General features: G+C 36.0%; 9 protein-coding genes and 2 rRNA genes. 9 read left to right on the top strand and 2 right to left on the bottom strand.

The genetic code is table 11. The annotated features are described in order from the left end of the window. Nucleotides 1-89 (bottom strand): 16S ribosomal RNA (locus V7068_RS21785); the annotation flags it as partial. Nucleotides 90-630: 541 nt separating this feature from the next. Here V7068_RS21785 and V7068_RS21780 point away from each other — a divergent pair. From V7068_RS21780 to V7068_RS21740, 9 genes are all read left to right on the top strand, one after another. Continuing rightward, entirely contained in the window at nt 631-792 is a 162-nt protein-coding gene (locus V7068_RS21780) for a hypothetical protein (protein WP_499714516.1), read from the top strand. Nucleotides 793-947: 155 nt separating this feature from the next. Next, a complete protein-coding gene (locus V7068_RS21775; RefSeq protein ID WP_499714515.1) occupies nt 948-1,247 on the top strand; it encodes a transposase in 300 nt (99 codons plus the stop codon). 1,132 nt (nt 1,248-2,379) lie between these two features. Then, complete coding sequence (locus V7068_RS21770) at nt 2,380-2,808, top strand: PA2169 family four-helix-bundle protein (protein WP_499714514.1); 429 nt, start codon at nt 2,380-2,382, stop codon at nt 2,806-2,808. Nucleotides 2,809-2,971: 163 nt separating this feature from the next. After that, on the top strand, nt 2,972-3,886 hold the full coding sequence (locus V7068_RS21765; protein WP_499714513.1) for a DMT family transporter: 915 nt from the start codon (nt 2,972-2,974) through the stop codon (nt 3,884-3,886). A gap of 50 nt (nt 3,887-3,936) precedes the next feature. Then, complete coding sequence (locus V7068_RS21760; protein ID WP_499714512.1) at nt 3,937-4,356, top strand: ABC transporter substrate-binding protein; 420 nt, start codon at nt 3,937-3,939, stop codon at nt 4,354-4,356. A gap of 378 nt (nt 4,357-4,734) precedes the next feature. Beyond that, nucleotides 4,735-4,932, top strand: a complete 198-nt coding sequence (locus V7068_RS21755; RefSeq protein ID WP_499714511.1) for an IDEAL domain-containing protein — start codon at nt 4,735-4,737, stop codon at nt 4,930-4,932. Between the two features lie 240 nt (nt 4,933-5,172). Beyond that, entirely contained in the window at nt 5,173-6,159 is a 987-nt protein-coding gene (locus tag V7068_RS21750) for a LacI family DNA-binding transcriptional regulator (RefSeq protein ID WP_499714510.1), read from the top strand. Nucleotides 6,160-6,341: 182 nt separating this feature from the next. Continuing rightward, nucleotides 6,342-7,625 carry a histidinol dehydrogenase gene (hisD, locus tag V7068_RS21745; RefSeq protein ID WP_252287489.1) on the top strand — a complete coding sequence of 428 codons (1,284 nt, stop codon included), beginning with the start codon at nt 6,342-6,344 and terminating at the stop codon, nt 7,623-7,625. A gap of 42 nt (nt 7,626-7,667) precedes the next feature. Next, on the top strand, nt 7,668-8,987 hold the full coding sequence (locus V7068_RS21740; RefSeq protein WP_499714509.1) for a GntP family permease: 1,320 nt from the start codon (nt 7,668-7,670) through the stop codon (nt 8,985-8,987). Nucleotides 8,988-9,568: 581 nt separating this feature from the next. On the opposite strand, the gene rrf is transcribed toward V7068_RS21740, so the two are convergent. Continuing rightward, nucleotides 9,569-9,684, bottom strand: a 5S ribosomal RNA gene (gene rrf, locus V7068_RS21735). Between the last annotated feature and the right edge of the window lie 26 nt (nt 9,685-9,710).

The following is a 9,710-nucleotide window of genomic DNA, read 5'->3' as shown; positions in this document are numbered from 1 at the left end:
GGGAGCAAGCTCCCATTGATTCGCTCGACTTGCATGTATTAGGCACGCCGCCAGCGTTCGTCCTGAGCCAGGATCAAACTCTCCGATAGAATTTGACTTGCTCATGTTGTACTTTTTTAATAGTGTGTACTCACTTTAAAAATTAACGTTGGCGTTTCTGTTTTGTTTAGTTTTCAAAGAACTACGTCATCTTAGCGACATTTCTTATCATAACATAACTTCTCAAAGTTAGTCAATAACTTTTTTTAAAATATTTTTTCACACTGGAAATTAACTTAGACATTCTACTTCCATCTTCATTAACTTCTCAACGCCTACTAAAAAATCTTTTGTGGAATCCGTAGTAGGAATTACAATGTTACTATTTTAATATAAAAAAGTCAACCTCTTTTTAAAAGTACTTTTTATCAACTTTTATTATTCGTTAACTTCTTAAAAATCATCTATTTGTCTAGAACCCCTTAAGGGGAATTACAATATTACTATTTCAACATAAAGAAGTCAACATCCTTTTAAAAAAACTATACTCTGATGAAACTTTTTTTGTATGTCGCCTTACTATAACGAACAAGATAAGAGGAATCCTTTATATTTCTGAAATAAAAATACAAGTGAACGGAGACTTAATGAATGGAACATATTAAACAATTGCTGCGCGATTACGGCTATCCTGAAGAAGAGATTCCCAATGTATTGAAAGAGCTCGGAACAACAGACTACGAACAGATAGAAAAAAGCATCATGCCTTATCGCGACATAACAGCTAATAGAGATAACCAAGACCGATTCTAGTTTTACGAGCCCCCACCTTAAGGAATGTGAACAGGAAAGCCTAATGAGCAGGTGGGGGTAGTTCATCAACCACGTTCTTCCTCTTCAGCCTCAATGTATTTAAATGCTGTTTACTTCTCCTTTGTATAGTGAAGAATGATTATGAGGTGATAAAGATGGAGATTTTTTTAATTTTGGGCAGTATCATTGCTCCCGCACTAATGATTATACTTCAAAGAAAATGGTTTAAGTTTCGGATTATTTTTCATGTAGCAGCGATTTTATCAGCACTTATTTTTGGGAATATTGCTTCTATCTCCATCCATCAAATCATCGAAGATCAAACAGTATTCATGACCAATATCCACGCTTTATTTCTCAACCCTCTTTTCTTACTAACCGGGGCATATTTAGGCCTATATCTACTCTATACGCTTGCTTTACATACATTGAATGATATCAGTCATTCAAATTAAAAAGCGGATTTATTTTGTTACCGTCTTCCAATTACTCTTGCGCCAGTTTTCTTAGGTCTTCTTTATTTTGAAAAGGAGATATATCCTGTCACTATGCGCACAAATTCCCCCTCCGCTAATCTGAAGAAATAGTACCCCACCAAAAATATAGAATTTTTATTGAATTATGACTTCCCTCACTGTATAATTACTTTAAAAGAACTAAGTTCACTATTAGTGAAAAAAGAAGCCCTTTTGCCCCTTACTGATAGTCATACATTCTAAAGAAACATTACGAACAAAGAGTTTTACAAGTATAAAGCAGATTCATACTAATACTCTACTAAAACTCAAAACTTCAACCGCTTTTATTCTAAAATCTGTTCCTTATTTCAAGGATAATGACATAGTTAGAATAAAAGCGGTTATTTTTATTGTTAAGTACATTAATGTTCTAGACTGTAGCATATATGTGGTTATTAGTTATGTATGGTTAAGTACGTAATATGCAACCGGCCGCTTATCCGCCCGGATCAAACTTAATGTTTTTAATTACATAATACAAGGTATGATAAGCATAGGGTTTTATAACGAACCGTAATAAGCTTCTACAAAGGGGCTGGTTGCTTTGCATAGACGTAAAAATATGCCTCTCATTCTTATTTTGTGTGTTTTCTTGCTCATATTCCTTGTCGTCAATGCTATCCGCAACATTAAAGTTTACATTGTATATAGTTCAGGTATTATGCCTTTATTATTGATAGGGTTCATAATCTTAGTTGTTGCTATTCTTTGTTTTAGACGTTCCTAAATAGGAAGTCAAAGGGACTGTCCCTTCCTTTTCTTGTTTCCTAGATTTTGTTCTTCAAAGCTTTGGTAAGGGACATTTTCCTTGTCTAATTCCCTCATTTTTGTCCTTCATAACTCTGATGAAGGACGTTTTCCTGACCCGATTTCTCATTTTTGTCCTTTAACTCACTTTAAAAAAGAAAAAAAGGAAGTATCTAAGAAGAATAATCGTTCAACTAAACGGAGGGGCAGCCCCGAAAGTCATTTTTCATTCCCATGAAAATGAATCACACTCAATACTCAAACAAGCTACGAATAGTCCACCCCATAGGCAGCATAATAAAAGAAAAAGGAGAGCGATTTTGTGGAAAAAGAGGTAATTATCGAAGAACTAAATACTTTATTAAGAGGTACATATATGGGGATACGTTCGTTTGAACATTATATCCAAAAGGTAGACGATGAGGAGATAAAGAAAACATTTCAGTCCATGCAGCAGGATGTAAAGCTGAGTGCTCAACAAATAGCGGAACGAATTCAGAATCTAGGTGGAGTTCCGGCCGACGATGAAGGTGTCTCTGGATCCATGCACAGCTTTATGCATAAAGTCATGCTTCCTGATGATACAAACAAGATTATCGAGGATGCCTTAGAAGGATTAGATAACTACGGCGTTCAATATTCCGAGGAACTTGTAAAGGGCGATTTAGATCCGGAGAGTAAAAAAATCGCTGAAAAAGTGATTGATACTAGTCGAAGACAGGTTGAAAAATTACGGCATTTATTACATTAATAATCTCATCAAATTAATATTTTTCACTAGAAGGAATCAACGCTGATTCCTTCTAGTGTTGTTTTCTTCGAGGGAAATGAACACAAAATCCCTCACCTTGTATCCAATATATCTAACGTTTGTTAGTATATAGTATGTCTAACTGAAAGGAGGAAAAGGCCCAGTGGATAACAAACTAGCATTGCTATTGATTGGTGCAGGGGCCTCTTTATGGGGAATTATCGGTCTATTTGTAAGCTCTCTTTATGAAATGGGATTTTCCCCGATACAGGTTGTTACAATTCGCGCCTTATCCGCAACTTTATTTTTAGTACTTTATATCATTTTTAAGAATCGCCAGCTTTTAAAAATCAAAGTATCTGATAGTAAATATTTTATCGGAACCGGCATTTTTAGTTTCGTCCTGTTTAATTGGTGTGTGTTTAGCGCGATTAAAGAAACATCTATTTCAGTTGCAACCATTCTTCTTTACACCGCACCTGCCTTTGTCACTATTTTTTCAAGATTCATTTTTAAAGAATTCCTAACGACACGAAAGGTTTTAGCCTTACTTATAACATTTATCGGTTGCTCATTTGTTATTGGCATCCTCCCAAATACGAATGAATCCATCTCACTATATGGACTCATTCTCGGACTTGGTTCAGGTCTTTTTTATGCACTGTACAGTATATTCGGGAAATTTGCACTTAGAAAATACAACTCTTTAACTGTTACTGCCTATACGTTTTTGTTCGCAGCTATTGCAGTAACTCCTTTTAGTGGATTGTGGCTCGTGGTTCCTTTATTTTCAGATATGAAAGTATGGGTGTACATAATAGGTCTTGGTTTTCTCTCAACCATGCTGCCTTTCATTTTTTATACAAAAGGATTAAACACAATAGAATCAAGTCAAGCATCCATAATCGCTACAATCGAACCAGTCGTTGCATCTCTAGTAGGTTTTTTAATTTTCCACGAAAAATTGAATGTATGGCAATACTTCGGTATATTTCTAGTTATCGCGGCTGTCATTATTGTTCAAGAAACATCAAAAAAGACTAAAAAATCCGTGATTTCTAATGAGTTATCCCTATAAACGACTCATTATTAGGTGAAAAAGAAATCTTTACAGCAGGCCAAAACTTTATGAATGAAATTACAACGCTTGCAGGCGGCCATAACATCTTCTCTGATGTAAAAGATGGTTGGGTAACTGTATCTAAAGAAGATGCAGTAGCGCGTAATCCAGAAGTCATTGTCGTGATTGATTATGGTGATACCACTGCAGAAAGTAAAATTGAATTTTTAAAACAGGATCCAGCTTTAAAAGAAACATCAGCTGTTCAAAATGAACGCTTTGTCATTTTACCACTTTCAGCAGCATCTGAAGGCATACGCGCAGCACAAGCCATTGAAATTTTAGCAAAAGGATTTTATCCAGAAAACTTTAAAAAGCAAACACTGTCAAAAGGCATAAAGAGCATGATATTTTTCTTTATGCTTTTTGATATTAATAAATATCGCACTCATCCTAGTCCCCTCATTGAATCAAACTACTCCCCATAATACCTGTACGAAATAATTCCCTCTGAGTTTAAAGCAGATTTTTTTATTTATAGGTGTATAAAAAGTTGATAGTTTGGTAATGATATAGATAAGGAAGTTATGTTAAAGGAGGCAAAATGATGTCAAGAGAAAGCCAATTAGTGTTGTCTAATTTCATTGATAAAAACCAATTTAATCTAAACTCTTACCTCACATGTTTGTTTCATCAATTTTATAATAACCTTCCTAATCAACCTAAGAAATAAGATAAATTAACCCTAATTATTGGTTAAAAAACAAAATCAACCGGATATAATAACAAAAAACTACTAATAAAAGTATTTGAATTTTCTGAAAAATATTGTTATAATAAAAAAAAGGTCAAGGAGTTGATTTTCAATGAAAAAGAATTTGCTTAGCACACCAACAATTAATGAGGTAAATATTATGGATTCCGAATTTGCTGAAATGGTGTTAAACAAAGTCCTTTGTGATTTCCGAAAAGAGCAACTTCGAGAAGAGATTGATCGATCATTAGAGAATCGAAACAAAGAAGAATTCCTACGATTAACAGAAGAATTAAAACGTATTTCTTAAATCCGTTATATACATCGAAATGATTTTAAGATAAAACAGCGTAAGAAGCCTGGACAAGGCTTCTTTTTATTGTCCCTTCTCTTTTGCAAATAAAACGTTAAATGTATTTGTGTTTTGCTATAATGATAGAGTTATGATGACTCGAGGGACAATAGTACACTTGCATTGGCAATCCCCACTTGAAAAGTTCAGTATTTTCAACTATATTAACAAACAATATATTAAGTTAGGGGTATATACATGGTAAGGAAAGTTGTATCAGCAATGGAAGTTGCTAAATTGGCAAATGTATCTCAATCGACGGTATCACGGGTGTTTACACCGGGAGCAAGCGTATCAGAAAAAACAAGAAAGAAAGTATTGAAAGTAGCAGAAGAACTGGATTATCAACCTAATGCATTAGCAAGAGGACTCATTACAAGAAAAACGAATATGGTTGGCCTAGCAATGAAAGATATCCAGAATCCCTTCTATCATGAGGTTTTAGGGATATTTACAAAAAAGCTAAGAGCACAAGGATATTCCGTATTATTTGTATATACGGAAAATGAAGAAATTCAACAAGAAGAAATTAATCATTTCTTAGAATACAACGTAGAAGCTGTTATTGTAACGGATGCCCTTCTCTCTTCAAAAGTTGTGGCAAAACTTCAAGATTATGATATTCCTGTCACATTATTCAACCGACATGATAAAAATTTATTATGTAATTCTGTCAGCTGTGACAATATCAGCGCTGCCAACGAAATTGCTGCCTATATTTACGAAAAAGGGCATAGAGATATCGTTTTTATCACAGGGAGAATTAATACATCCACAAGCCAAGACAGACAGAAAGGATTTACAGACTTTTTTAAAAATAAAGGGATCGATATTACGATATTAGAAGGAGATTACACATACGAAAAGGCCTTTAATCTTACAAAAAATATGCTGGAAACTGGACATAGACCTGAAGCCATTTTTGGAGCTAATGATATAACAGCTTTAGGTGCGTTAGATGCGCTAAAGAAAAAAAATATTTCTGTTCCAGATGAGACGATTGTAATCGGATTTGATGATATAAAAATGTCATCTTGGCCTAATTATGCCCTATCAACCTGGGTACAGCCTATAGAGCAAATGGTTGACGAAACCATTAATTTATTAATGTCCGATTCAAATCATAACCAGTATCAAACAGTTAAACTAAAGGGTCACTTTATTCATCGTAAAACCACGAAATAGTATGAATATTTTATATATTGACAATTGTAAACGTTTACCTTATGATTCTATACAAGCGATGATAAATCATGTTTTTGCATATGAATGCAAAAACTTAAACCTCTTTGCATACGTATGCAAATTCTTTTTTCTCGTTTTTGCATACGTATGCAACATACTATAAAAAAGGGAGAGATTGTAATATGGCAATTTATTTAAAACAAGGTAAAGTAGCGGAAGATATTCAAAAGGACGATGCAAAGGTTTCTGAAATAGTTAGTTCTACTATTAAGAAAATTGAAGAAGAAGGCGATAAAGCTATCAGAGAATTATCGGAAAACTTTGATAAATGGAGCCCTGAAAGCTTTCGTTTAACGGAAGAACAAATCGAGGAAATCTGTGCTTCTATTCCGGCACAAACTGTAGAAGATATTGAATTTGCACAAAACAATATTAGAAGATTTGCAGAAGAACAAAGAAAATCTATGACAGATATTGAAGTAGAAACAATGCCAGGTGTTATTCTTGGACACAAGAATATTCCAGTAAACAGTGTAGGCTGCTACATTCCTGGAGGACGTTATCCAATGGTTGCTTCCGCACATATGAGTGTACTGACGGCTAAAGTAGCAGGTGTTAAAAGAGTTATCGCCTGCACTCCACCGATTAATGGAGAGATTCCAGCTGCAACAGTCTATGCAATGCATAAAGCTGGAGCTGACGAAATTTATATTCTTGGCGGAATCCAAGCGATGGCTGGAATGGCAATCGGCACAGAAACAATTGAACCTGTAGATATGATCGTTGGACCTGGTAACGCATTTGTTGCTGAAGCAAAACGTCAATTATATGGCCGCGTTGGTATCGACTTATTTGCCGGCCCAACAGAAACACTAGTTGTTGCTGATGAAACAAGTGATCCAGAAATGATTGCAACAGACATTCTAGGACAAGGTGAACACGGACCAACTTCACCAGGGGCATTAATCACTACTTCCAAAGAAATTGCTGATGAAACAGTTAAAGAAATCGAAAGACAATTACAAATTTTGCCTACAGCTGATGTAGCAAGAGTGTCTTGGGAAGATTATGGACAAATCATTTTAGTTGAAGACGAGCAAGAGGCTTTAAAAGAGGCAGACCGATTAGCATTCGAACATGTTGAAATCCTTACAAAAAACCCTGATTTCTTCTTAGAGAATATGACAAATTACGGCTGCTTATTCTTAGGACCTGAAACGAATGTTGCTTACGGAGATAAAGTAATCGGAACGAACCACACATTACCTACAAAAGGTGCAGCAAGATATACTGGCGGACTTTGGGTAGGTAAATTCTTAAAAACGGTTACGTATCAAAAAGTTACATCACCAGAACAAAGTGCCTATATTGGTGAATACGCGGCTAGACTTTGCCAATTAGAAAACTTCGCTGGTCATGCTGAACAAGCATTACTACGTGTTCGCAAGTACGGAAATAAAAAATAAAGGAATATCCGGTCCTTTATATACAGAAGGTAGGTAGCTTATATGATAAGTATGTTTGGGTTAATTGGAGGCTTAATTTTATTAACCGTTCTCGTCATGAGAGGCATGAATCTACTAATCGTTGCTCCAATCTCAGCACTGTTCGTAGCAGTGCTGAACGGAGTGCCGCTATTCCCACAGTTTGCGGCTAAAGGAGAAGTAGATTTCATTACTGGTTACATGAGTGGCTTTGCAGGATTCATTACATCCTGGTACTTAATGTTCTTAGCAGGTGCTATTTTCGGTAAAGTTATGGAGGATAGCGGTGCTGCAGAAAGTGTATCACATTGGATTGTTTCAAAAATCGGAATGAAACACGCTGTGCTCGCTGTCGTGCTTGCCTGTGCAGTTTTAACATATGGAGGCGTTAGTTTATTCGTCGTAGCTTTCGCTGTATATCCAATGGCAGTTAGTTTATTTAAAGAAGCGAATTTACCTAGAAGATTTATACCAGCAGCATTAGCTTTTGGTTCTACTACGTTTACTATGACTTCTGCAGGGTCACCTGAAATTCAAAACTGGATTCCTATTCCTTACTTACAAACAAGCCCGTATGCAGGATGGGAAGTTAGTTTAATTACAGCTGTATTTATGCTTATATTCGGATATATCTGGCTTATGAAAATGATTAAAAAAGCTGTTAAAAATGGTGAACATTTTATTGAAAGAGAAACAGATAATACTGAGATAAGAACAAACTTACCACATCCATTATTAAGTTTAATTCCTTTATTAGCTGTTCTTATCGTGGCATTCGTTTTCCATGAGTCATTAGCTCAATCTGCTTTGATTCTTGCCCTACTAAGCGGTATTATTGCCACATGGTTATTAAACAGAAAATATTTCAGGAACTTTTGGGATGCAGTTAGTGAAGGAACAGCTGGTGCACTTATTGCAATCGGGAATACAGCTGCGGTAGTTGGCTTTGGAGGAGTCGCCAAAATAACTCCTGCATTTAGCACAGCAGTTGATTTCATGACGAGCATTCCAGGATATCCATTAATCGGAGGAGCTTTAGCCGTTATGGTTATTGCCGGATTAACAGGTTCTTCATCCGGTGGTCAATCCATTGCACTCCCTATTCTTGCTCCGCACTATTTAGATATGGGAGTTAACGCAGAAGCCCTGCATCGAACCGTATCCATCTCATCTGGTACGTTAGATTCATTACCTCACGGAGGATATGCTGTAACAACAATTAGAGCCATCGCTGGTGAAACACATAAAGACGCCTACCCCGCATTTGGTGCGATGACAGTAATTGTACCAATTGTAGCAGTAGTTCTTGCTGTTATCCTGTTCTCAATTGGTTTAGGGATTTAAGTTAGAAATAAAAGAAAGCGCTTTTACTTTCTTATTCTTATTCATAAAGCCGTATGTAGCGATGCTATATACGGCTTTTATGTGTGCATTAAAGTTACCGTCAGAAAAAACCAATGTCTTAATGACTTGATCAAGGAAGGACGAAATAACAATCATCCATAATAGATAGTTTTCTCTGTGGCCGGAAGCCTTTGTTACTGACCGAACCTCAAAAATACCTACTTCTTTGCTTCCGTTTCTTTTTCTTTACCTCTAATGTATTCCGTCATACTTAATTATTCTGCGACTATATCATCTTGAATCTGATTATGTATACATTCTTCTACTACCTTCTTGTTTCTTCCGACTGTTGCCGCATACTATCTGAGTACACCAGAATTTTTGTGACGATTACATAGCATTTTAGTGCGTGGAGTATTTTTTTAATGCCTTTCATGATTTTGCTATATATTACTTATCTTCTGTATTTAGAGAAGTTTTTAATACCACGCTGAAAGCTCTTTGAATTCTAGGCTAGTCCTAGGGTTTTCTTTTTCATAGACAAAAAAACAGCCCCCTACTACTTGGGGCTGTTCGCTTTTGCTTGGCGACGTCCTACTCTCACAGGGGGAAACCCCCAACTACCATCGGCGCTGAAGAGCTTAACTTCCGTGTTCGGAATGGGAACGGGTGTGACCTCTTCGCTATCGTCACCAAACATTATGTAGAAGGATTGTTCCTTCA

The organism is Bacillus sp. JJ634, from assembly GCF_036962285.1.
In the GTDB taxonomy this organism is placed as follows: Bacteria; Bacillota; Bacilli; order Bacillales; family DSM-1321; genus Peribacillus; species Peribacillus asahii_A.
The sequence above is the reverse complement of the archived record's forward strand: the minus strand, read 5'-3'. Positions and strand labels throughout refer to the sequence as shown.